Below are 22,574 nucleotides of genomic sequence, written 5' to 3'. Positions count from 1 at the left end.
ACTCGTTTTAATCGCCGATAAAAACATTGAGAGAACCCAACATAATAAAGCCTCCAGGGTTGTGCGTCGTCGGGTCCAGTTGTCTCGCCGCAGCTTTGCTTTTGAAGAAGACCGTGGACGACCCCTGCTTGATCGTGTTGCCGGGCTCCACACAAATACACATGTCGCCTTCCACCGCCGCCATTTGTTGATTGATATACACCTGCGCCGCGCCCGTGGCGGTGATGGTGCCCGGCCCGTGAACACCGGTGCCACTCGATAACGGCTGTGGACAAACGTGTTTGTCCATATTTCTTGCTGCGGGTTTTCCAGGCATAGTGATGAGTTTATGTGGTTGATCTTTTAACTGTTTTTACACGGGTTAATTTTTAATTCAAGTCGATTCGCGTTCCCTTCACCGTCACGCCGGAAGACGACAGTTCGATGGAGTTGCTGCTGTCGCAGGCGATGGTGACCTTGCTGCCTTTTCCATCCAGTTCAATATGCGGCGCCGAACTGTCGCCGGCGCTCACCGTGATCTTCTGCGCGTCGTCGTCGAAGAGGAATTGCATGCCCGATTTGGAGATGAAGCCCTTCTTCTCATTTTTATCGCTGGCTTTGATCTCGGAAGGGCCCACGTTCTTTTCGCTGTTCATGGCGGCCAGCACCACGGCATCGTTGGGATCGTTGTTGATGAAACCGACGATCACCTCGTCGTCGATCTCCGGCCGGAAGATGAAGCCGCGTTTGTCGCCGGCATAGACGTTGGCGAGACGCGCCCAGATGCCATCCGCCTGCGAACCGTTGGCATTCATGGCCACAAAAGGAAGCCGCACCTGGATGCGGAAATCGCCCGAGCGCGAGTCGCCTTCCAATTTCGACACCACCCCGACGTGCAATCCGCGAATGCCCGGCACGAGGCCCGACGCGTCGGGTTGGGATGAGGTCCACTCGTCGGCCACGAAGTCGCGCATCCAGCCGAACTGGATGTCGGTCTTCCAATGGCCGCGGGCGTATTGGTGCAACACGCCGGTGACCAGGTGTTTGCCATTAAAGCGCGAACTCACGCCATTCACTTCCAGTGTGTCGCCGGGCAAGATCTTCGCCCCGTTCAAGGCCACACGTCCGCGAATGCGCGAAAGCTCGCCACGCTTCATCTTTGCGTCTACCCATGCCGTTAATGCTTTTGAATCGACGTCGCCGCCGTGATAGAGCTCCACCGTATTTTTATCCGAATACAACACGTCCGGAAAATCCTTTTTTGCCGCGCCACCACCTCCGATGACACTTGCAACCTGGCCGACCACACCACCCAGGCCACCGCCACCACCTCCGCCGTCCTTACTGGCTTTCTCTTCGGCAACTTCTTGTTTTGAAGCATCCCATGTGTGACCTTTTACACTAGGATAATGATTGCGCACATCGATCTCCGATTCAAACTCCTGGAGCGAGAGCCCGCTGCTGCTCATGCCGAACTGTACTTGCAAGTCGGCGGTGCCCTTTATTTCGGGTTTCAGCAAGTCCACCGACCCGCCTTGTGCGCGCAGGAACATGCCGTTTGCGTCGGCGCGCATCACCATGAAATCCCAATCGCTCACATTGTATTGCACCAGTGAATCGTGTTGCGTGCCTTCTTCTTTCATGTCGCCGGATTTCACGTCAGGGTACGTGCCGAGAATGTCCTGGATAATCGCTTTATCGGTTTGTTTATAGTGATACAAGCTTTTTTTTACGACTGTAGCTTTCACTACGGGGTCTTTGCACTCCAGCTCCAGCCGGAAGGGCGCATTCGGCATGATCTTCACGGCATGGCGCGTGACCACCCCTTTGAAGATCGTATCCTTGTCCTGGCCATAGCCCATCAGGATCTCCACGGTTTTACCGGGCGAGAAGGTATCGGTATCGCTTTTTTCGAATGTCTGCTTTTCCACGGAACCGTCGGCAAAGATGAGGCGAGCCCAAGGCACTTTGTTTGCTTCCAGGCCGATCGACACCGCCATCAAGCCACCGGGGTCCATCGTCACATCCTTGCCGTCGATGCGCACGGTGACCGCTACGGTATCCGTTTTTTTATTTTGCTCTTGTGCCGTGCCGGGAATGATCATGATGCCGGAGTTTTTTCAAGCGGAGGAAGAATGAGATTCGTCAGCGGTTTCAGATTCCTGAAATTGGTCAGCCCGTTAGCCTTGGCCACTTCCAGGTAATATTTTTCTGCCTCGTACACATCGTCGCAGATGCGCAGGATATTTTCGCCCGCCACCACCTGGTGACGTCGCGTCAGGTCCGGAGAGAGCAGGGAAAGCAGCGCGGCGCTGTCCTTGAAAGGCGTGTGCGCTTTCAGGTTCAACGTTACCTCTGCACGCAACGGAATGCCCGAGGGGCTAAAAAGATTGTAGTTTACCGACATGTTCATGAGCAACCCCATAAACACCAACTTGCCATATTGCACCAGGATGAACGGTGTGCGATGCTTCTCGTCGATAAAATCATAGACGGCTGCTTGCAGCTGCAGGACCTTCACGGGCACATAGGCCGCTTGCGCTTCCGCCGGCAAGGCGTTCAACAGGTTGCCCACCATGTCGGGCGAGGGCATGTTGTTTTGCAGCACGGCGCCCGTTCCATCCAGGATAAAGCGAAGCTCCAACTCTTCGGGGTTCACCTTGTCAAATTGAAACTCCGAACCGTTGGCCCCCGGCGCATTGGGCTCGCGATACTTGATGCCGAAGTTGCGCGTGATCTGTTCGGGGTTGATCTGCACTTCGAAGATCTTCGTGAGCAACGCCCCGGCTATAGCACCCAGTGCCGCCGCCGGGCTCCCGGCCGCGCTGGTGTCGGGCGAAGGCAAGGAAATGATGCGTAGTTTATTGATGGTGGTGTCCATAAATTCATCGGTCTTTTTGACGTTCCAGGAGCTCCATAACCTGTTGCACGGCGGCGTTCACGATCTGGAACCGCATTTCTTCATTCAGCGTGGCCCCTTGGGTCGATGCCTCGCGCTGGGCACCGTCTTTTTTTTCGGTGCTCTCGATGATGTGGGCCAAAACGACCAAGTCGCGAATAACAACCGGCATAGGCTTGGATTAGGATGATTTGGTGAAGTAGTTGTAATTGATCTGGATGGTCTCCACGGCCACCTCGCTGTTCATGGCGTTGAGCCCCGTGATCTCCCACTTGGTGGGAAAAGCGTGCACGAGATACCAGGCCATCAAAGGTTTCGGTTGGCCATTGGCTCCACCCTCCACGTCCAGGAGGAATACATGGAGATTTTTGGGCGAGAACGTAAACTCCTCGATCGCTTTGCGGCACCATTCGATGAGCGGCGAACTGATGAGCAGCCCGCGTTTCAATACCAAAGGCTCCGCCCGCGCCGGCAACGGCAATTGGTGTGTGAACCGGTTTTCGCCCGCTTCCTTGACCGATTGCAGCTCCAGGCTCATCGAAAGGCCCGTGAGCTCCTGAAATTCGGAGTCGCTGTCGGGCATGCCGTCGATCTGGATCTTGAAATAGAAGCCCGCCGGGGGGTACTGTGTGTCCGCTGCCATCGCCGTTTATTTATATTCGACCGCGAGATCTTCAATCGCGAGCTCGAGGCTTTCCACAGCCACCTCGTTGGCGTCAGCTTTCATGTCGTTGAAGGCTACTTTCACAGGCCAGGCGTTGGTGAGCGTCCAGGCCACCACGGCGTGACCTTCCTCGTCGTTGAGGGTGATGACAATGTTTCGCCGGTAGCCCGACCGTTTGCGCACGGTGCCGTCTTTCTTGCCGTCGCCGATCCAGGTAAAGAATTCGGCGTTGGAATCTTTGAACCCCTGGATCACACCTTTCTTCAATGTCACGTTGCTGAACTTGCGCAAGCCGGGCAACTTGATCTTGGAGAAGTTGATATCGTTGCCGTGGCGGTATTCGATGAGATCGATCTGATAGTCGAGGCCACTCACTTCCGTGAAGCCGATCTGGTCCGCGCTGCTGAACTCCTGTTCGGGGCGCGACACCTTGAAATAGAATTTGGGAATGGGATAACCTATTGCCATGATCTTGATGCGTTTAAGGGTTAGGATTCGGTTACTTCAAACTTGTGCTCGTATTGCAGCACGATAAATTCGGCAGGGCGCGCCACGGCCACTTTTATATAGATGCGCATGATGCCGTTCAGCACGTCGTCGACGCTCATCGACTCGGGCTCGCTGGCGATCACTTCATAGGCATCTTCGGGCGTGTTGCCAAAGAGACCGCCGGCTTTCCACAGGCGGTTCAGGAAGCTCCGGATCATGGCCCGCACCTTGATCCAGGTTTGTTCGTTGTTTGGCGCAAACACAAAATCCTGCATAGCCCGTGCGATCGAGTCCTCTATAAAACAGAATGTACGCCGCACGTTCACGTAGCGCCACTCCAAATCGTTGCCGGCCAACGTGCGCGCACCATACACCAGCAGACCACGGCCGGGGTAGGCGCGAATGACGTTGATGGCCTTTCCACTCGACGGTGCGTTCAACTCGGCATGCAGATCGTCGTCGATCTCCAGCGCCGGTTTGATGCCGCCAAAAACGCTGACATTCGCCGGGGCGCGCCATACCCCTTGCGTTGCATCGGTACGGACGTAGATGCCTGCGATCCCTCCGCAAGGGGGGAGCCTCACCGGATAGTTCGCGACGGCCTCTTTTATTTTGTTGAACAGCAGGTCGTCCTTTTTCTCGGCCACTTTCGCCATCGATGTGTTGGCATACGAATAGAGTTTTTTACCCCCACCTAAGTCCAGCCCGCCGGCAGCGGCAGTGGCGGCCGTGTCCATCGCTGTTTTTGCCGTGGTCACGGCGGTCTGTGCGGTTGTGAGCGCAGTGGTGGCCGTGGTCACCGCCGTGGTCATGATGGCGAGTACATCTGGGTTGGGAAGAGCCAGGGCGTCGGTCACGGCTTGTGGCAACGGTTTGCCACGTGTAAATTCAATGAGCTTGGCCTTGAGTGTGTCGGGTGTGGAGCCGGGATTGTCGGTGTTGAATTGTTGCAGCGCCGTATTCAGGCCTTCTATAAATTTCTTCTGCGCTAGTGGCGCCTTCACGCCATTCAAGGCCGTGACATATGCGTTGATCGCACCATCCGTAGCATCCGTCAGTGCTTTGAAGGCAATGGTGGCCGCAGCCGTGGGATTGGGCAAGGTTTGTTTGTGAAAACGGATGTGCACATTTAGAGGATCATACGCATAGCTGAATACGGTGTCGATGTAGGGATAGTAGGCCATGCCGTATTTTTTAAACTCGATATCCGTAGCCATTCCGGTTTGAAAAACCTCGAACGCATCAAGATCTTCGCCGTTGTCTTCGTGCACATCGATGACGGTGACACGATTCTTCATTTTCTGACAGTGGTCGAAGGTGGAATTGATGAGGGTGAAATATTTCGGTTCCTCCAACGACGTGCCGTCGGGATAGACGATGATGGTGACGTCTTTCACTTTAGACAGCGTGGCCAACCCTTTCGCCAACTCGGTGTCGCTCGGCGTCGCGGGATTGCCACCGCTGGTATAGCCGCCCACCGAAACGATAAAACACGGGCCTCCGCCGTTGGCGTAGTAGAACAGCATGGAGTGATACATCTTGAATGTCATGCTCACCGGATAGACCACGTTGATGGAAGGCTTTGGTGACACGCCTTCCGAATCGTCGATGTCTACCGTGAGCTCCACTTTGGGGGCGCCGCCAAACCAGCTCTCGAATTCTTTCATGGATTTTACCCGCGTGGGTTTCAGGAGCAACGATTCGCCTTTCTTGTCGGCCTTCTCCGTGTAGCCGATAAAGACGGGAACGGCGCTGGGTATCACGCCTACCGTGGGAGGAAGGGTGGGAATTTCCTGGGTGTACACGCCAGGCATTCTAAGGTCTAATAAGGCTGCCATTGTATAAGGGTTTTTAAAGTTTGTATGTGATGATTGCGTTGTTCATGCTCCGGCGCGGTATGGTAATGCGCCCGGCAAGGTCCACGCCGTTGTGAATGATCTTTACTTCGGGTTGCTCGCCGTCGAATAGTTTCAGCTTGCCCCCGGTCTCGAACAGGTACACATCGCGGATGTTCGCCGTATCTTCTTTGATGCCATCCACAAATTTTTTTGTCGCCGTGGAGTAGGCCCCCGGATCGATGCGGCTCATGGCCACATTGACCGGGTAGCGCGAGGTCACGGCCGCCGTATATTTCAGCGACAACTTTGTGGGGTCGAGCGTCGTAGCGCGATGCTTGGATTCCACCAAATAGTATTGCCACACGGCTTCGCGCGGCAACAGCGGGATGGTGTAGGCTTGATTGGTATCGCCGGGTTTGATCTGTAAGTGGAGTATGGACCACGCTCTCCCAGCCGCTGCGAGGGCGTTGTGAAGGATCATCTTTTGCTGCGTTACGCTGTTGTCGGTGAGCTTTGTCTCCAGCAGGTACAGTCCCCCGGTATTTACGTCCAGCTTCAGGTCGGTCATTTGGGCGTCTACCGGGTATTGCTTCACGGTTGTCCAGCCTACGGCCGCGGTGAGCTTCTTTAGGGTAAAGGTGCTTATTGTTCCCAGGGCAAAGTTCAACCCCTTCACCTGGCCGCTCACGTCGGGAAGGGCGTCGGCCAGTGTGAGCGTGGCGTTGCGGGTGAGCACATTGGAGTAGGTGCCGTCTTCTCTCAGGTTCGAGAACCAGTAGTGCGATGGGGGCGGGGTTTCCATGATGTTCAGCACATCGGTTTTGGGCTGCACCGTGAAGTACAGATCAGCTACGGCGTCGATGGCTGTGAAGGGGATGTCGTTTGCATCCAACTCCTGGTAGAGCACGAGCTTGCCGTCTGCGTTGCGTGCGCGCAGACCCAGGCTGGTCAATGTCTGCAGGGTGTCGGCGTCGGCCGCGAACACAAAGTCATGACTGGTATTGTCGAAGTAGAAATTGTGCAATACCGTGACCGATAGAAAGGGTTTGTACTTGAAGTGTAGCATCACGGTATGGCTTCTTGTTCCTGGATATCCACAATGGCTGAACCGCTGACTGGCGGCGATTGCTGGAACATCAGCACGCGCGCCTTGTAAATGACCGAGGGCAAATAGCGTCCACCCAAAACCGTCCACAGGTTGTTCAGATTCTCGAACCCCATGTTGTGCAGGTTCAGCACCGACTCCTGGGTCTCGTTGTCGAACACAAAGAAAACCCTGCGGATCGTCTGGAAGCAGGTGATCACCTGGCTCAACGCTTTCAGGGCGGTGTCGTAGTTGTTGTACTTTGCGGCAAACAACAGGTACACATTGATGTAGACCGAACTCTTCTCCTGCAGAAAACTCGAGCCCACCTTTCGAAGCGGATAGTTGTTCTTCAGGGCATTCTCTTCCTCCACCGAAACCAAAGAAAGGATGATGCTCTCGACGATCTCGTTGTCGCCACCGGCTTCGTTGTTCTTGTCGTGAACGGTCACGTCGCCGACGGTGCATTTATACAGGTCGTCCATGCCCTTCAACCGGAGATGATCGTTCAATTGGCTGCTGACTTCGTCCACTAGTAAATCAATCATGGCGGTAACATTTTTCAGGCGACCGTCCAGGGCGCCTCGTCCGGAAAATATGCTCTATACTTTTTTGAAGACCAGTTGAAAATCCCCCTCCACCACCATCGCCTCGATGACCGGCATCAGGTCTGTTTCCCGGAGGTCGTTCACAATGACTGCGTTGAAGATCTTGTAATACGTTTCCGAGTCCCGCTCCTCCGACGCGTTATGCAAGGCAATCATATGCTCCAGGTTGCCGATCGAATAGAATGTGGCCACGTACAAGTCATTGTTCCCAAACTGCACAATCACATCCGAACCACCGGGGCCATCTTCCTCGCTCAGGTCGTCGCTTAGGCTTATTTTTTTTATGACATCATTCATTTCCTGCGGCTGGAAATTTTATATAAGCTTACCACAAACCCAACCCAAAACGCAACCACCATCTGACCACGACAAAAGTTCGTCCAACGATCGGTAGACTACGAACCGTTATCGGTATAATGGTTTACATGCCCATCACAAAAAAATGAAAGCATCAGGCGTCAATGACTCACAGAATATGGCCAGGCGGGATCCAACAACCCGATATGTATCCTTAACATACCGTTCATCGTCGAAACGTTTTGTTATTAATCTGGAAATGTCTGAATGTATCTGGAAATGTCTGAATGTATCTGGAAATGTCTGAATGTATATATAGAGCGCGCAAGAAGTCCCGAAAGGTTGGCGGAACTATCAGCGGCTCCCCGAGCCCGGAGGGCTCACCCATCATAACCCCGGGTGAAACCCGGGGCCAAAAGAACAATACATCTCAACCCCGTAGGGGTTCCCCTTTTGGACAACGAAATCTAATCGCAAGGGCATTGTAAAAAGTGAGCAGCACGCACAGAAACATGAAACACAACCTCCTCACAAATGCTTCAACATCTGAAGGAACTCCAATCGTCTCCTCCGCGCCAAGGGGATCGCCGTATTGTCGATCAAAAACACAAATCCCTCCCGCGTAAACCGCCGCACATGCATCAGGTTGATCAGGTGCGATTTGTGACACGAAAAGAAACCATATTCCTCCAACAACTTCCGGAACTCCCCGACATTGTAGGAGCTGATGAGATTATTTTTACGCGTACAGACAATGCGCGTACACTTCTGAAGACCCTCACAGCGCACGATCTCATGCGCATACAAAAAGTCGATCCCCTCCAACGTGGGGATGCCTACTAACTTCGTATGGGGGAGTAGCATGGGAACCGCATCCGGCGCCAGGCTCGGAAAAAGACGTTGCGAAAGCTTGCGAACGGCGCTGCCCACCGCGCCGACAATATCGTTCACATCCAGGGGCTTTAGCAAAAATCCACAAACATCTTGCCGGATCGCCCGGATCGCATCTTCCGACTTGTCGCTCAGATAGATCATCTCATAACCGCCATCACCGTGGTTCGAAGATTGCGCTGTCGTATTTTTTGTGAAAATATTGACATCCGAAAAAATAAGATCGGGATGGATTGTTTTGATGAGCGCGCACGCCTCGCCATAGTTCGATGCCTCGCCCCGGATAACGATCTCCGGAAACTTCGACACCAAACATTTCTTCAGGTAGGAAGAAATACCGGGTTCGCGATCAACGATGATAGACTCAATCTTCATCTCACCATACGGGTTAAAAATAACGCCAAACAAAACAAGCCGGAAAAGGAAACAGAATAGGTCAGGAAGAAAATGAATGCACCGGCAACAGGAACTGGACCGACGGAAATTTACGATGTGAAGGTACGCAGATGAGCCTAATTCTGTCCCCGTCCTGGCTTGTTTTTTTTATATGTTTTCAGTGAGATGAAACCGGGTAGGGAGTAATGCTGGAATAATGTTGGAACAAATACGGTTATGAACATAAATAAAACAACACCCATCGCCATCCGGATGACAATGGGTGTTGTTTCTAAAGAAACATATGGATTATTTTTTCTTTTTCTGAGCCTCTGCCTTTGGGGGCATCGCAGCGGCCTCGCGTTTTTCCATTTTTATCTCGTCGAGGACTTCTTCTAAAATCGTCGCCGGGTTAAAACTCGGTGGAATTGAGCGCGGCGGAAACTCCTTGAAGGTGTCGGCAAACTTGAAGACCTCGGCCATTACGCCGTACATGGATCCAACGTGATTCAGATTCCAGTCCCAATAGGTATTCGAGGTGAAGTCGGCCCGTTCGTAGGGATCCTGATAGATATTATACATCTTCTGAAGACGAAGTTTTGTGAAGGGCTCTGCCCACAAACCCATTGTACCCGCCAGGCGTTGTTCTTCAAAAACGTATTTGTAGTCGCCTTGCCGCAAGGCTACGAGGGCGCCATCATCATCGGCATAAAAGAAAATATTGCGGGCGCTCTTCACGGATGGTGTGTTGCCTACGGTGCCGCTCACGGTCTTGAGGAAGGTCGATTGATCGAAGCCGTCGAGATGCACTTTGTAGGTCTTGCCATTGGCTACATATCCTTTCAAGCATTTGTTAACGATGTCGGGCTCGCCGGCAATGGCGCAAAGCGTGGGGATCCAATCGTTGTGACTCATCACCTCGTCGGTGACCGTTCCGGGTTTGATCACGCCAGGCCAGCGCACGAGGCAGGGCACGCGGAAGGCACCTTCCCAGTTTGTATTCTTCTCGCTGCGGAAAGCCGTCATGGCAGCATCGGGCCATGTGTTCATGTGAGGACCATTGTCCGAGGAATATACGACGATGGTATTGTTGGCGACACCCATGTCGTCTAAGGCCTTGAGCAAAGTGCCGATGGTTTCATCGTGTTCGATCATGCCGTCGATGTATTCGCTGTCGCCGTGTTTGTATCGTCCACGGTGTTCGGCGCGCACGTGGGTGCGCAGGTGCATGCGCGTGGCGTTGAACCAGCAGAAGAAGGGTTTGTTGGCGGAGTGCATCCGCTTCATGAAATCGATGGCGGCAGCAGACGTTTCATCGTCGATGGTTTCCATGCGCTTCTTGGTGAGCGGACCGCTGTCTTCGATGGTTTGCTTGCCGATCTTGCCAAAACGTGCATCGGGGATGGCGGGATCGTCACGGTCCGTGGCCTTGCATTTTAACACGCCACGCGGACCAAACTTGGCCAGGTAGCCGGGGTCTTTCGGGTAGTCGGGTAGTTCAGGTTCCTCTTCGGCGTTGAGGTGATAGAGGTTGCCAAAGAATTCGTCAAAGCCGTTCACGGTGGGTAAGCTTTCGTTGCGATCGCCCACATGATTTTTGCCAAACTGACCGGTGGCATAGCCAAGCTGTTTCAGTAGGCCGCCGATGGAAGGATCCAGTTGGCTCATACCCATCGGCGCGCCCGGGAAACCCACCTTGGTGAGGCCGCTGCGGATGCCATGCTGCCCCGTGATGAAGGCGGCCCGGCCGGCCGTGCAGCTCTGCTCGCCATAGTAGTGTAGAAAACGAATGCCCTCGTTGCCGATGCGATCGATGTTGGGCGTTGTATAGCCCATCAGTCCATCGCTGTAGGCGCTGATGTTGCTGATGCCGATGTCGTCACCCCACAGGATGAGGATGTTCGGCTTTTGCTGCGCCTGCGAAACAGACGCAACGAAGCTCACTGCAAAAGTGAGTAATGAAAACAGTTTTGTGCTGTACGATACTTTCATGATGATAGGGTTTACGTTGTACAGTGGTCTTGCGGCCCAATAGCGTAACACCTATGGGTTTCAAAACCGTTGGCTAGTTACACTTCGGTTGTTTTAAAAGATAGTTAAACACCGTTAAACACCGTGAAAGGGTTAACGACGTACCGTGCTCAATTTTTTTCTCAAGGGCACATCGCCGGTCAGGGTAATGCGCCAGGTGTGATTTATGCGTTCACGCCCGGGTTCGCTTTCCGGTGCGTTCCACATCGAATGAAACATGTAGCCCGTCTCGATACGCCAGTATCGGTCCCGGTCAAGGGCATAGATCAACCCGGCATAGATACGGTTCTGGTCAAAGATCTTTTCATCGCGCTCTTCCGAGTACACCCGCAGGTGGACCTCGTCATAAACGGCCACCCCAACCCGGGGCTTGATGTACCATTGGCTGCGCAGCATCAGGCGGAGGGTGGTCTCGAACTTATAGTAATCATATCCCTCGTCCGTCGGATCATTTTTTCTTCCAAACCATCGTTCCTCCAACCGGATCCTGTACACCCATGCGTGCTCTTTGTTTTTTGGCGATACATGGCGGATCATGTATTGTTGCCAGATGCGCCAGTCCGTCCACGGGTAGGGCAGGGCGGCGGCGTCATACGGATAGTTGTATTGCCAGGCCAGGCCACCCGAAATGCGATTGCCGTTTTTTAAATAATAGCTTCCACCGAGGCGCCAGAAAAGGCCTTGAGGATCTTTTAGAAAATGCACACGCTTCACATAGCCTTCGGCAAACAATCCCCAGCGACTGTCTTCGCGAAAGGGGAGAAAAAGCTCGACCCCTGGCCAGACGGCAAAGTTGTGTGGCACAACTTCCTGAGCCGTTGCCTGGAAGGCCGCGATGAGAATGCCTGTCATGATCGTGATCGTCTGGGAACGCATGCGCTTTGGTATTCCTTGTTTTTTTGGTTTAGGGCTTGGGAAAAACTTCTCTCCAATCATTCTTCATACTGATGACGCGCCAATGATTTTTATTCGCTGCTTTGAGCGATGCAGAGTCCGGTTCGCTATACTCAAATTCACGGGCGCCATCATCGTGGTTCACCAGCAATTGCAGCGAAGGATATTTACCGGCCTGGCTGAACGCTAGCATGGCAATGTCTCCCTTGCCGCCTTCGTTGCCACAAGCCAGCACCGGATGCTTTCCGATCGCCAACTGGATGCCTACCGGCTTTCCCTCTTTGTCGTTGAAGTGGTTCAGGATGGGCTCGCGGTAGATTTTGCGCGAACTGTCGGCATAAACGTATTTGAAGGATGTGCCGATGATTTGTTCCGGAGGTATGCCATAAAAATCCCGGGCCATGCTCCGCACCAGCTCGACGGTTCCTCCGGTACATATATAAATTTTAAACCCGTGTACACGCAGGTAATCCAACAGTTCCAACTGTGGCAAGTAACGGATCTGTTTTAACGGCACATTTTTTCCGGGATAGGTGGCCGAAGAAAAAAATGTTTTCGCGCTGGCCTCGAATTGATCTTCAGTCATGCCGGTATGGGTGGCACCGACCGCCGCGATGAGGGCTTTGTCACCACCTTTGGCAAAAAAGGTTTTGTCTCCTTCCACCATCGCTTTGAACGGTTGCTTCTTTGCCAACGCGGGTTGTTTGGCCACCATTTGTTTGGCTTGATAGAAAGCAAAAAGCTCCTGCACTAAGGGTCGCTCTGCCCACAAGGTGCCGTCGTTGTCGAAGGTGGCGATGCGGTCCTCGGCGGGAATGTAGTCGGCAGAGGAATCTTTCGTTACACGGTTCACGTAGTCAATGATCGCGCGCTTCACTTCCCCGTCGTTCCAGGAGGGAAGCGGATCGGTGTCGACGACGGCGGGCACGTCCGTCTCTTCCCTGTCAACTTTTCGGCAGGATGTGGCCACCAACAGCAGGAAGATGATTACAAGTAGATTTTTTTTCATCATGGTAAGCAGTTAAAAGTTTTGGTCCAAGATTCCATTATTTCAACTCCACCGTCACCCTCTCCACCATTCCAGTGAATGCAAAGGGAAGTTTGTAGCTGAAGTCGACGGCCGAGCCTACATCCATACCGACGTCCAACCCTTCGCCTAAGCTGAATTGGATCGGTATGGTTTTCTCAAGTCGTCCTTCCGCAATTTTCTTTCCATTGGCGGTCATGGTGATCTTTCCACCTTTGCCCATGCCACCACCGTCATAAGCAAAGTCAACCACGATTTTATTTTTTCCTTTCGCCAGCACTTCCTTTGATGTAAAGAGCGATCTTTCGATGGCGAGGTAATTGTAAACAAAAACAGGCTTGCCGTCATGCAGATACAAACCATAACCTCCCTCAAGACCACCGTGGGTTACGATCATTCCATTTCCTTTCGCAGGCACTTCGATGTCGGCCGTGATCGTCCAGGATTTATTGGTCATGTTGGGTGATGCGGCATCCGGAAGACCGATGGTTCCGGAGTAATAGGTCATGGTTTTCCGATGGCCCATCAAGGTAGGACGGCCCATGGCTTCCGCATTCAATCGTATGCTGGCGCGCCAGTCGAGTGGAAGTACGTTGTAGGCCGATGCCTCTACCCACCAGAGGTCTTGCATCTGGCGAAGCTTCTCTGGATTTTGTGCAGCGAGATCGTTCGCCTGGGAGAAATCTTCATCGATGTTATAGAGCTCCCATTTTTGTTTGTCTACATCAAATTTTTCGCGATTAGGTTGCCAGGGGGGAAAGGAAAGTGCAGACGCCATCCAGCCGTCGCTATAGATTCCCCGGTTGACACCCAGTTCGAAATATTGTGTTTTCCGGGTAATCACCTTAGCATCCGAAAACGAAGAAGCAAAACTGACGCCTTCGATTGGTTTTTGATGGACACCATTCAACTCGAGCGGCGCCGTGATACCGCACACCTCATAGATCGTTGGCACAATATCGATGGTGTGAATAAACTGACTGCGCAAACCGCCTTTGTCTTTTATTTTGGCGGGCCAGGAAATGATCAAAGGATTGCGCGTGCCTCCAAAATGACTGGCTACTTGTTTTGTCCATTGGAAGGGAGTGTTCATGGCATGTGCCCATGCGCTGGGGAAGTGATTGAAGTGTTTTGGCCCTCCCAGTTCATCAATCACTTTTAAATTGTCCTGCCACTTCTCGGGAAACCCGTTGAAGAAAAGATTTTCATTCAATGATCCTTCAATGCCGCCCTCGGCGCTCGATCCGTTATCGCCGGCGATATAGATGATCATGGTATTGTCAGCATCGGGCAGTTGCTTCACCGCGTCGACGACACGTCCCATTTCATAGTCGCAGTGTGCACCGTAGGCGGCAAACACTTCCATCATGCGGGCATAAAGTCTTTTTTGGTCTGCATTCAAGGACTCCCAGGCAGGCAATCCTTCAGAACGTGTCGTCAGTTTTGTGCTCTGCGGAATGACGCCTAGTTTTTTCTGACGCTCAAATGTTTCTTCACGATACTTATCCCAGCCGCCATCAAACTTTCCTTTAAACTTTGCAATCCAGTCTTTCGGTGCTTGATGGGGTGCATGTGTGGCACCCGGCGCAACATATAAAAAGAAAGGTCGGTCAGGAGCGATGCTCTTTACTTGCCTCACCCACTGGATGGCGTGATTGGCAATGTCGGTAGTCAGATGATATTGGGGATCGCCTGACGCGGGAACCAGGTTATGATTTTCATACAAGATGGGATTCCAATGATTCATGTCGCCGGCATTGAAACCGTAGAAGTAGTCAAAGCCAAGTCCATTCGCCCATCGGTCGAACGGGCCGGCCTGGCTTGTTTCCCAAGGCGGCGTATTGTGGTTCTTGCCGATCCAGGCGGTCATGTATCCATTTTGTCGGAGTACTTCGCTGATGGTTCCGCAGTTTTTAGGAAGAACGCAGGTGTAGCCGTCATAGCCGGTTGCCGTTTCCGTGATGACCGCGAAGGATGCGGAGTGATGATTTCGTCCGGTGATCAATGCTGCCCGTGTTGGTGAGCATAATGCGGTAGTATGAAACCGGTTGTAGCGCAATCCTTCTGCCGCCAACTTATCCATGGTAGGGGAGGGTACGCCACCTCCAAAGGTGCTGAACTGTCCGAACCCCGCATCGTCGAGGAGGATCAGCAACACGTTGGGGGCCCCTTTAGGCGCCTCCACCGGTTTGGGAAATTGAGGCGGATCAGATTCCAGATAGGTCCGCCCAACGCTACCGGGGAAATGAAAGTCAGGCCGCGGCAACACGGACGGTGTACTGTTCTTTTCCTGCGCTCTCGTGACGCGCCCGAGGCATCCGCCAAAGAAAATCACGATGATCAATACGAAGTTTTTAGTTTTCATGATTCAGCAGATTAAGGAGCTCATTGATAGTACTTGCTCTTTCAAAACTGACAGTTAATGCCACCAAAGAACTGCAACGCCGGCTGACCTGCACCCTCGTGCAACACGGTGAACTGCGGCTCTAAGAATATGTTGAATAAAAGATTGCCCGCCTTGGCCACATGCCCCGCGCCAACGCCAAAGGGCACGTTATAAGCATTGTTATATAAATTGAAATTCCACAACGCTGTAGAACGCAAGTATGCCCCCTTGCCCAACTGAAAAAGCAGGATGGGCTGCACGACCAGCAACGCCGTAGACACCCGATCTTCGTCGCCAGCAATGGACGTTTGATACGTGATGAGCCCTCCCCACTGAAAGGCCGGTGATGCTGCGTTGAAGGCAACGAACGCGCCCCCCAACTGCCACTTGCCGGCACCGAGCGCATCAGCAGAGGCCGTGGGAAGAACCACTTGGGGGCCTACGCCCAATAATGTTTTTGCGTCCGGCTTGGAGAAAGTATACGTCACAAAGAAATTGAGATCACCCAGTCCCGAGCTGTATTTCGGCGATCCGTTTGGCGAATATCCTGACGGCGTTGTTCCCAATGGCAGGGTTGCACGCATCAACACCTTGCCATCGGCAAACGGCATGGCGTACCGGATGAGTGCCGTATTGGCTTTCAGGTTGGGATTGTCGTAAAGCGTGGGGATATAATAATTCTGAAGGTTGAGCGCCTTGGAATTGGCCAGTGGATTGTTGGCCTTTTTCACTTCCTCTTCAGATGGACCTTGGCCGTGTGCAAGCTGCGATACCAACAACAAAATGGACAGGAGGGTAGAAATGAAGGGGATTTTCATGCGGCATGGATTAGGGTGGACACACCAGGCTCACCGCAAAAACGCAAAGGAGACGAGGCGTGCATGTTTCTTTTGGCGCCTTTGCGATGAACATTTATCTACTCACGACTTATGATTTTTAAAAATTCACCGTCCGCTCTATTTTTTGACTAGCGTTCCATCAGCGTTGTAGGTTAACTTTTTGCCATTGGTCAGGTAGACTTCATAATAATTTTTCTTCTTACCATGATCGGTGATCTTGTAATGCTTGTCTTTTTTGAGCGGCACGCCTTTGTAGGGGCCACTCTCATAGGCGGTCAGGATCGCCTTAGGCAAAGCCACGTTCTTTTCTTCTTTGCGCGACATCAGCAGCTTTCCATTCGCATCGTACAGGGCGTGGTAGTAAGAATCCTTTCCCCGCATCTCTACGCTGTAGTGGTTTATTTTATCGCCTTTCGAAAAGTTCTGTTCTTCTGTGACTTTCCAGTCCTTAGACAGCGTGGTGTCGCCTACGGCATAATACTGGAAGGGACTGGCCCCTGGGAAATCGACTTCTGCCTGCTTGACAACCGGACCGGGCGCATCGGACTTCGAAATTTTCACGGCGTCCATTTCTTTCAACACTTTTTCTTGCGCATACAAACCCATGCCGCAGAGGGCAATCAAACATGTTACGATGATCTTTTTCATAGGATTGTTTTTAGGGATGAAGTATATAAGGTTATGTTTCATGGTATTTTCTTTTCGTCGTTTTTTACCGGAACCACGAGCTGCCAAACACGATGTAATACGCCCATTGCTCAGGCCCGCGGGCGAGGTCCACACCACAGCGCAATTTGAATTTGCGGGCAATGAGATAGCGAACCCCGGCGCCACCACTCGTCTCCCAGTCGGCTTCACCAAAGGCACTCCACGTATCGTAGGCCTTGCCGGTGCCGATAAATCCTGCGACGCTCCATCGCCGCACAAAATCCCATCGCCATTCGGTCTCCACCAGTGAAAAGATGTTGCCCTGGTAGCGTGCCATGGGGATGCCGCGCAAGTCGATGAAGGGGAGCAGGTAGAAAGGCGGTTCGTTGAAAACCTCCTGCATCTCCCACCGGAACCCGCCGATCAGGTTTTTCAATACCGGGTAGTAGTAGTTTACATAGCTGGTCAGCTTCACATAGTCGTAGTCGCTGCCAAAAGCGTTGTCCGACCATCCCACGCTGGTACGCCAGCGCAAGCCTTGGTTGGGTGTCAGGATATTGTCGCGGTTGTCGTATTCGATCACCGCGCTGGGCATGCTCACAATGCTGGTCACTTCTTTGCCGGTCACAAACGCAGGGAGCGATTCGGAGTCGGTCTTCAGTTTGGTGTGGAGCATCATGTACTGCAGCCCGACGCTCCAGTTCGTTCCCCGGATGCCCTTGAGCAGGTAGCCCATAAAGGGGAAGGTCCTTAGGTTGAAGCGGAATTGTTGCTCGGTGTTATGGAGCGTGCGGTAGAACGAAAGGTTCACGTTGGCATAGCCACCGGCAATGCGGTATTTGCTGCGCGCTTTTAGCCATGTGCCGGACTGGAAGGCAAGCAAACCCCAGGTCTTGTTCAGGGTATAGAATGCAGCCCCACCGGTCATATCGGGTGCTGTCGGGGTTACTTTGATGCGTGCGGCCAGCGTGTCGATCTGGGGCGGACGCTTTTTCAAAAACACCGGCGCGACGCCCAACCCAAACCCGCCAAGGGCCGGCTCCGTGACGATGACGGGCACGGGAACAAAGCCGCGCATGGTGATGAGAAATGCACTGAAGTCCAACGCCCCATCCAGCGAATCGCGGAATACGTGCATGTCAAATTTCTTTGATTGCGATTGACCGCGAACGATAATGAAGAAGAAACAAATCAACATGACAAGCGTACTGAGCGATTTCATTCTCGAGAAGTGTCGTTTGCAAAAAGAAGGTCGGAACGGAGAGCGGTGACTCCAGTTCCCGCTTCCGTTCCTTCCTACCTTAACTACTATGAAAAAAGAGAGGGTCCTTATTTCATTAGAAGTCAATGGCCATTCCGATGTTCAACGATAGGTAGGATTGCGTATCCATGTAGGTCGTGGAAAAACTGTTGTTGTAGCGCGCGCAGAGGTAGCCGTTGAACCCCGGCTGAAATCCGATCTTAACGCCGGCCTCGGGCGCCAGCGTGAACTGCCAGTCGTCGTCACGGAATGTGAACTGGCCCATGTCTGTGTCCTGGCGCGTGTAGGTGGTGCCGATGCCCAGACCGGCGAAGGGCTTCATCTTCTGCTCGTCGCTGCTAGCGAAGGAGTAGTCGGCCAGGATGAGGATGGGCACGGTGTTGATGTAGCGGTATTGCTTGCCGCTGGCTACCGTGCTTCCATCAGAAGATGTGTAGCTGTTAAAGCTTCGGTCCTCGTAGAAGTTATACCAGCCCACGCTGGCCCCGATTTGAACATTGGGCTTCAGCGCATAGCGCCAGTCCACGGTGGAACCCCGAAAGCTGGTCTTGGATAAGAAGTCGCTGGTGGAACCCATCGGGAAGGAGATGGTATACGACAGGGCAAACGTGTTTTGCTGTGCCCTCGAGACAACAACGGTCACGAGCAACAGCAGGAAGATGGGGAGTGCTTTTCTCATGGTCGATGTCTTTAGTTGTTGGTCAATTTTAAAAAGGGCGATTGCGTGAAGGCCTGGTCGATGCCTGTAGCAATACGGGCGTTGATGTTGGCCGTGCTGCCTTCCAATAGTCCATTCAGGACCCCCGACCAAATGACGGGGATGTTGCCGGCGGCTGTGATGCCATCGGGGTAGGTCATCTGGATGAATAGGCTTCCCGTAGTGTAGGACCCTCCGTAGTATGGGTAGTAAGGATAATACCAACCCCAGGGATCGTAGGGATAATACCAACCCCAATACCACCAGTCGTAATAGTAATAGATCACGGTCGACGACATGGAGGTAGGTAGAATGATCACATCCGGATTGGCATTCTTGTCCACCATCGCCCAACCGTAGGCGTCAAGATTTTTCTTGATGTTGTCCAGGATGACTTTCGCATACACATCGCTGACAAATTCGAGATCATCGCCCTGCACTAAATTGCCGGTGATCTTGACAACCTTATCGGGGATGGCATAGGTGTGAAGCTTTTTGAAGTCAAATTTTGTGTCATGTTTTGTCACGACAATATCGAAGTCCTCGACGTAGTCCGCACCTCGTTCATAGCATCCCGCAAAGCTTAACATGACGACCCCAAGCAGTACGGAACCGAATCCTTTTTTGTAATGTCTTTTCATGATAACATCTTTTGTAGAACCTGCATTTCAATTCACGGGCAAACGTGCGCAACGCATAGGGTATGCTTGACACAACGCCCTGTCTTCGGGAGACATAGTTACCATGACACGATTAGAAATGATAGTTAAACACGGTGTTACACCGTTAAACAGCGTATGGGTTTGCCGTGAAAAAAGAGGGGAGATGTCCGAAACCGCCGAAGGGGATCAGTAGAAAATGAAAGGCAGGATCAGGATGAGTACGATGCCGAACACGCCCGACGACTGGTGTTGGATCAGTTTCTTTAATCCTTCGCGTACCTGCAGCGCGAGGGTTTGAGGGGTGAAAAAAACATTTAGCCGGTTCAGGTCCAGCAGTTGATCGACAGGCAAGTCCGGGCGATCCATGGACAACACGTCGAAAGCCATACTATAGTTTTCGAGGAAGGCGTAGGAGGCGGCTTTCAGGATGGAGATCTTTTCGGTGGTCATCTCGATGCGTTCGGTCCAGAAAATAGCGTCCTGGTAGTGTTCACGGTTAAACGCGTAATAGGCAAAGGCCAGCACCTGCCACCAGGGTAAATATGGATCGCGCTGGAAGGCCTCATCCAGCAACTCTTTGCCGCGTTCGTAAAATCCACTGTAGATAAGCGTCGCGCCCATGAAGGCCTTGTAATCGTTGGACTTCGGGTTGATGCGTATGCCCTGCTCCAATAGCTGGGCGGCGTCTTTGTAATGCTCCCGCAACATCTGGTTGGCCGCCAACGCCTTGTAGGCCTCCTGGCAAAGGGAGTCGCGCTTTAGCGACAGCTGCCCATAGGTGAGGCCGTCGTCCAATCCTCTTTCAAAGCCTACGTTGACCAGGACCCTTTCGCTGGTGCAGACCTGGCTGAGGTAGGCATAGGCCAAGGCATTGTTCGGGTCATTCCGGACGATGTCGCTGTAGGCTTGCTTGGCTTGTTGAAGGGCGGGCAGATCAAAGTTCTTTACGAGGTGGAAGTACCAGTAATGGATCGGGTACGACGTTCGTTCTTCCGGTCTCAGGTTGTCGGTCTTATTGATGTAAAAATGCGAGAGGATCCCGTACAGTCCCATGATCTCGGCCAACACCTGGTTCACGATCTCTTCCTGGAATTCCCAATAGCTTTCGAAGGAGATATGCCGCTCGAAGGTCTGCGCCCACAACTGCTCCTGTGTATCGAAATGCGTGAGGTGTACCCAGGTTCGAATGCGGCCGGTCACCCACTGAACACTTCCCGTAAGGACGAAGTCGCGTGCCTTGGAAGATTGTTCACGGTCCGGGGTGATGACCTTCACGTTTCTGAAATGGGTGAGCTCCGCACTCATGTATTCGGTTAGCCCCCGGGCAAAGAACTGGACCTCCTTTTGCGAGGTGACGTTTTTGAAGGGGAGTACCTCGATAGTAGGTTTATCCTGGACGGTGACCGCTGGTGCGGCCGGCGATGAGAGCTCCGGGTCGAGAGGATTGCTGGTGAACTCGTCGTGACTTTGATCGGTCAAGACCATCATGTCTTTGTCGGACTTGAAGGAGAAGACCGGGGTATAGCTGCCCTTGGGGATGTCGATGACGATGGGATCGTTCTGGCCGGCCTCATAATAGTACTCCTTGAGCGCGCGCCGCAGCCGGCCGGCATGGATGCGTACGATGGAGTCGATCTGTGGGTTGAAGTCGGCGTCCTTCTTCAGGGCCTGCACACCGATGGTGTATTCCTTCAGGCTGTCGCTCCGGCCCGCGAGCGTTTCAGACACGACGAAATTCAGGAACTGCGTGAGCACACTGGAGTTCATGATGGGGGCAGAATTGAGAATTCTACGAAGTTGAATGGAAACTTCTTCTCTTAACATCGGGTCAGGTTTAGCGACTAAACAGGTTTTACTGTTAAATACGGTTATTCACTTATAGTTCACATCGGAAGCCTCTACATTCGTTCAGGCACTTTGAATATACAACCGTAGGTACTTGCATATACAACCGAAGGGAAGGTACATATTTCTTATCAAAAAATTATGAACGAGGAGATTATTTACATGCTTGACCGGTTTCCCAAGCATCGGAAAATAATTCTTAACGCGTACAACACGAACGACGAGTTTAAAAGCTTGTGTCAGGATTTCTACTTTAGCGCGAGGACGATCGAGAACTATAAGAACGATATGATTAAAAATCTGAAAGGAGAACTAGAGTATCAACGCGTTTTCGCCGACTTGGAGAAAGAGATCGTCGAGTACTTGAATTCAGACGGTAGTAAGAGGATCACCCCTTGAGTCGTCGATTCCCGTTGTTATGCGGGATGAAAGCTATCCTCTTGGTTGCGGTCCTTGGCAACGCTTGCGCCTTCGATAACGATAAATACCAAGAAGTCCAAGCAACAGTTGACGACAGTTAAGTCAGTAAATATACTTACGTATTTTCAGTGAGCTGAGTCCAAAGGCATAATGCTTGTTTGAACGCAGAAGAGGGTTCGTAAAGCAACCCTGCAAAATGACGGTCGTTACACCAGCACCCGGCCCTGTTTTGATTTTGGTCGATGCCTGGTCATGTTATCCTGCGAAATATCGGCCCGACGATTATTTCAATAATCGCTTGATGACCTTGAAACATTCACCACTCAAAAAAGGATTGCTGAAAAATTGGATTCCTAAACATGATAACGTAATATTGCGTTATAACGGTATGGGAATAACAAAATCGGAACTCTTCAAGAAACGTCAGAACCGGGTGGCCAACCTGGCCAAGGCCTTTGACCATCCTGCCCGGGTAGCCATACTGGAACACCTGTTGAGCAATCAAACTTGTATTTGCAACGACCTGGTTGACGTGCTCCCGCTTTCACAATCCACCATCAATCAACACCTCAAAGAATTGAAACAGATCGGCATCATAAAAGGAGAGATCGAAGGCCCCAAGGTGAACTACTGCATCGACGAGAATGTGTGGGAAGAAGCCAAAGACATCTTCATAAACATGTTCTCTAAATTTGTAAAGAAGAACGATTGCTGTTGATTTTTTTGACTAGTGCTACCGT

The 22,574-nt window shown here is 52.3% G+C and carries 23 protein-coding genes; 2 read left to right on the top strand and 21 right to left on the bottom strand.

Annotated features, from left to right (window positions below; genetic code table 11):
* Positions 1 to 7 precede the first annotated feature (7 nt).
* The 21 genes from D4L85_RS26955 to D4L85_RS26855 form a co-directional block, all read right to left on the bottom strand.
* Positions 8 to 316: a PAAR domain-containing protein gene (locus D4L85_RS26955; RefSeq protein WP_119757220.1), complete on the bottom strand. Its 309-nt coding sequence runs from the start codon at positions 314 to 316 to the stop codon at positions 8 to 10.
* Positions 317 to 368: 52 nt separating this feature from the next.
* Complete coding sequence (locus tag D4L85_RS26950) at positions 369 to 2,084, bottom strand: phage baseplate assembly protein V (RefSeq protein ID WP_119757219.1); 1,716 nt, start codon at positions 2,082 to 2,084, stop codon at positions 369 to 371.
* Positions 2,081 to 2,860: a CIS tube protein gene (locus D4L85_RS26945; protein ID WP_119757218.1), complete on the bottom strand. Its 780-nt coding sequence runs from the start codon at positions 2,858 to 2,860 to the stop codon at positions 2,081 to 2,083. The genes D4L85_RS26950 and D4L85_RS26945 overlap by 4 nt, the downstream gene beginning before the upstream one ends.
* A gap of 4 nt (positions 2,861 to 2,864) precedes the next feature.
* Positions 2,865 to 3,050 carry a DUF5908 family protein gene (locus D4L85_RS26940; protein ID WP_119757217.1) on the bottom strand — a complete coding sequence of 62 codons (186 nt, stop codon included), beginning with the start codon at positions 3,048 to 3,050 and terminating at the stop codon, positions 2,865 to 2,867.
* Between the two features lie 9 nt (positions 3,051 to 3,059).
* The gene (locus D4L85_RS26935) at positions 3,060 to 3,521 is read right to left on the bottom strand and encodes a phage tail protein (protein ID WP_119757216.1); all 462 of its coding nucleotides are present in this window, start codon (positions 3,519 to 3,521) and stop codon (positions 3,060 to 3,062) included.
* Positions 3,522 to 3,527: 6 nt separating this feature from the next.
* Positions 3,528 to 4,010: a phage tail protein gene (locus D4L85_RS26930; protein ID WP_119757215.1), complete on the bottom strand. Its 483-nt coding sequence runs from the start codon at positions 4,008 to 4,010 to the stop codon at positions 3,528 to 3,530.
* A gap of 20 nt (positions 4,011 to 4,030) precedes the next feature.
* A complete protein-coding gene (locus D4L85_RS26925) occupies positions 4,031 to 5,869 on the bottom strand; it encodes a phage tail sheath family protein (RefSeq protein WP_119757214.1) in 1,839 nt (612 codons plus the stop codon).
* Positions 5,870 to 5,882: 13 nt separating this feature from the next.
* Complete coding sequence (locus D4L85_RS26920) at positions 5,883 to 6,935, bottom strand: hypothetical protein (RefSeq protein WP_119757213.1); 1,053 nt, start codon at positions 6,933 to 6,935, stop codon at positions 5,883 to 5,885.
* A complete protein-coding gene (locus tag D4L85_RS26915) occupies positions 6,935 to 7,501 on the bottom strand; it encodes a Pvc16 family protein (RefSeq protein WP_119757212.1) in 567 nt (188 codons plus the stop codon). Before D4L85_RS26915 ends, D4L85_RS26920 begins: the two co-directional genes overlap by 1 nt.
* 54 nt (positions 7,502 to 7,555) lie before the next feature.
* A complete protein-coding gene (locus tag D4L85_RS26910) occupies positions 7,556 to 7,858 on the bottom strand; it encodes a hypothetical protein (protein ID WP_119757211.1) in 303 nt (100 codons plus the stop codon).
* A 528-nt stretch (positions 7,859 to 8,386) separates the two neighbouring features.
* Positions 8,387 to 9,124, bottom strand: coding sequence for a LytR/AlgR family response regulator transcription factor (locus D4L85_RS26905; RefSeq protein WP_119757210.1), 738 nt, complete (start codon positions 9,122 to 9,124; stop codon positions 8,387 to 8,389).
* 309 nt (positions 9,125 to 9,433) lie between these two features.
* Complete coding sequence (locus D4L85_RS26900) at positions 9,434 to 11,116, bottom strand: arylsulfatase (RefSeq protein WP_119758962.1); 1,683 nt, start codon at positions 11,114 to 11,116, stop codon at positions 9,434 to 9,436.
* A 132-nt stretch (positions 11,117 to 11,248) separates the two neighbouring features.
* Positions 11,249 to 12,031 carry a DUF2490 domain-containing protein gene (locus D4L85_RS26895; RefSeq protein ID WP_160144025.1) on the bottom strand — a complete coding sequence of 261 codons (783 nt, stop codon included), beginning with the start codon at positions 12,029 to 12,031 and terminating at the stop codon, positions 11,249 to 11,251.
* Positions 12,032 to 12,059: 28 nt separating this feature from the next.
* Entirely contained in the window at positions 12,060 to 13,061 is a 1,002-nt protein-coding gene (locus D4L85_RS26890) for an HAD family hydrolase (RefSeq protein WP_228450644.1), read from the bottom strand.
* Between the two features lie 34 nt (positions 13,062 to 13,095).
* The gene (locus D4L85_RS26885) at positions 13,096 to 15,441 is read right to left on the bottom strand and encodes an arylsulfatase (RefSeq protein WP_119757208.1); all 2,346 of its coding nucleotides are present in this window, start codon (positions 15,439 to 15,441) and stop codon (positions 13,096 to 13,098) included.
* Between the two features lie 41 nt (positions 15,442 to 15,482).
* A complete protein-coding gene (locus tag D4L85_RS26880) occupies positions 15,483 to 16,280 on the bottom strand; it encodes a hypothetical protein (protein WP_160144024.1) in 798 nt (265 codons plus the stop codon).
* Between the two features lie 138 nt (positions 16,281 to 16,418).
* Positions 16,419 to 16,949, bottom strand: coding sequence for a PepSY-like domain-containing protein (locus D4L85_RS26875; protein WP_119757206.1), 531 nt, complete (start codon positions 16,947 to 16,949; stop codon positions 16,419 to 16,421).
* 64 nt (positions 16,950 to 17,013) lie between these two features.
* Positions 17,014 to 18,171: a BamA/TamA family outer membrane protein gene (locus D4L85_RS26870; protein ID WP_119757205.1), complete on the bottom strand. Its 1,158-nt coding sequence runs from the start codon at positions 18,169 to 18,171 to the stop codon at positions 17,014 to 17,016.
* A gap of 115 nt (positions 18,172 to 18,286) precedes the next feature.
* Complete coding sequence (locus D4L85_RS26865) at positions 18,287 to 18,889, bottom strand: outer membrane beta-barrel protein (protein ID WP_119757204.1); 603 nt, start codon at positions 18,887 to 18,889, stop codon at positions 18,287 to 18,289.
* Positions 18,890 to 18,900: 11 nt separating this feature from the next.
* Positions 18,901 to 19,548: a DUF4136 domain-containing protein gene (locus D4L85_RS26860; RefSeq protein ID WP_119757203.1), complete on the bottom strand. Its 648-nt coding sequence runs from the start codon at positions 19,546 to 19,548 to the stop codon at positions 18,901 to 18,903.
* Between the two features lie 207 nt (positions 19,549 to 19,755).
* Positions 19,756 to 21,393, bottom strand: a complete 1,638-nt coding sequence (locus D4L85_RS26855; protein ID WP_160144023.1) for a hypothetical protein — start codon at positions 21,391 to 21,393, stop codon at positions 19,756 to 19,758.
* A gap of 162 nt (positions 21,394 to 21,555) precedes the next feature.
* On the opposite strand from D4L85_RS26855, the gene D4L85_RS26850 reads away from it, so the two are divergent.
* Together D4L85_RS26850 and D4L85_RS26845 are read left to right on the top strand one after the other, a co-directional pair.
* Positions 21,556 to 21,813, top strand: coding sequence for a hypothetical protein (locus tag D4L85_RS26850; protein ID WP_119757201.1), 258 nt, complete (start codon positions 21,556 to 21,558; stop codon positions 21,811 to 21,813).
* A gap of 409 nt (positions 21,814 to 22,222) precedes the next feature.
* Complete coding sequence (locus tag D4L85_RS26845) at positions 22,223 to 22,552, top strand: ArsR/SmtB family transcription factor (protein ID WP_119758960.1); 330 nt, start codon at positions 22,223 to 22,225, stop codon at positions 22,550 to 22,552.
* Positions 22,553 to 22,574 lie beyond the last annotated feature (22 nt).

The sequence above is a fragment of the Chryseolinea soli genome (assembly GCF_003589925.1).
Lineage (GTDB): Bacteria > Bacteroidota > Bacteroidia > Cytophagales > Cyclobacteriaceae > Chryseolinea > Chryseolinea soli.
This window is presented reverse-complemented; position numbering and strand designations above follow the sequence as displayed.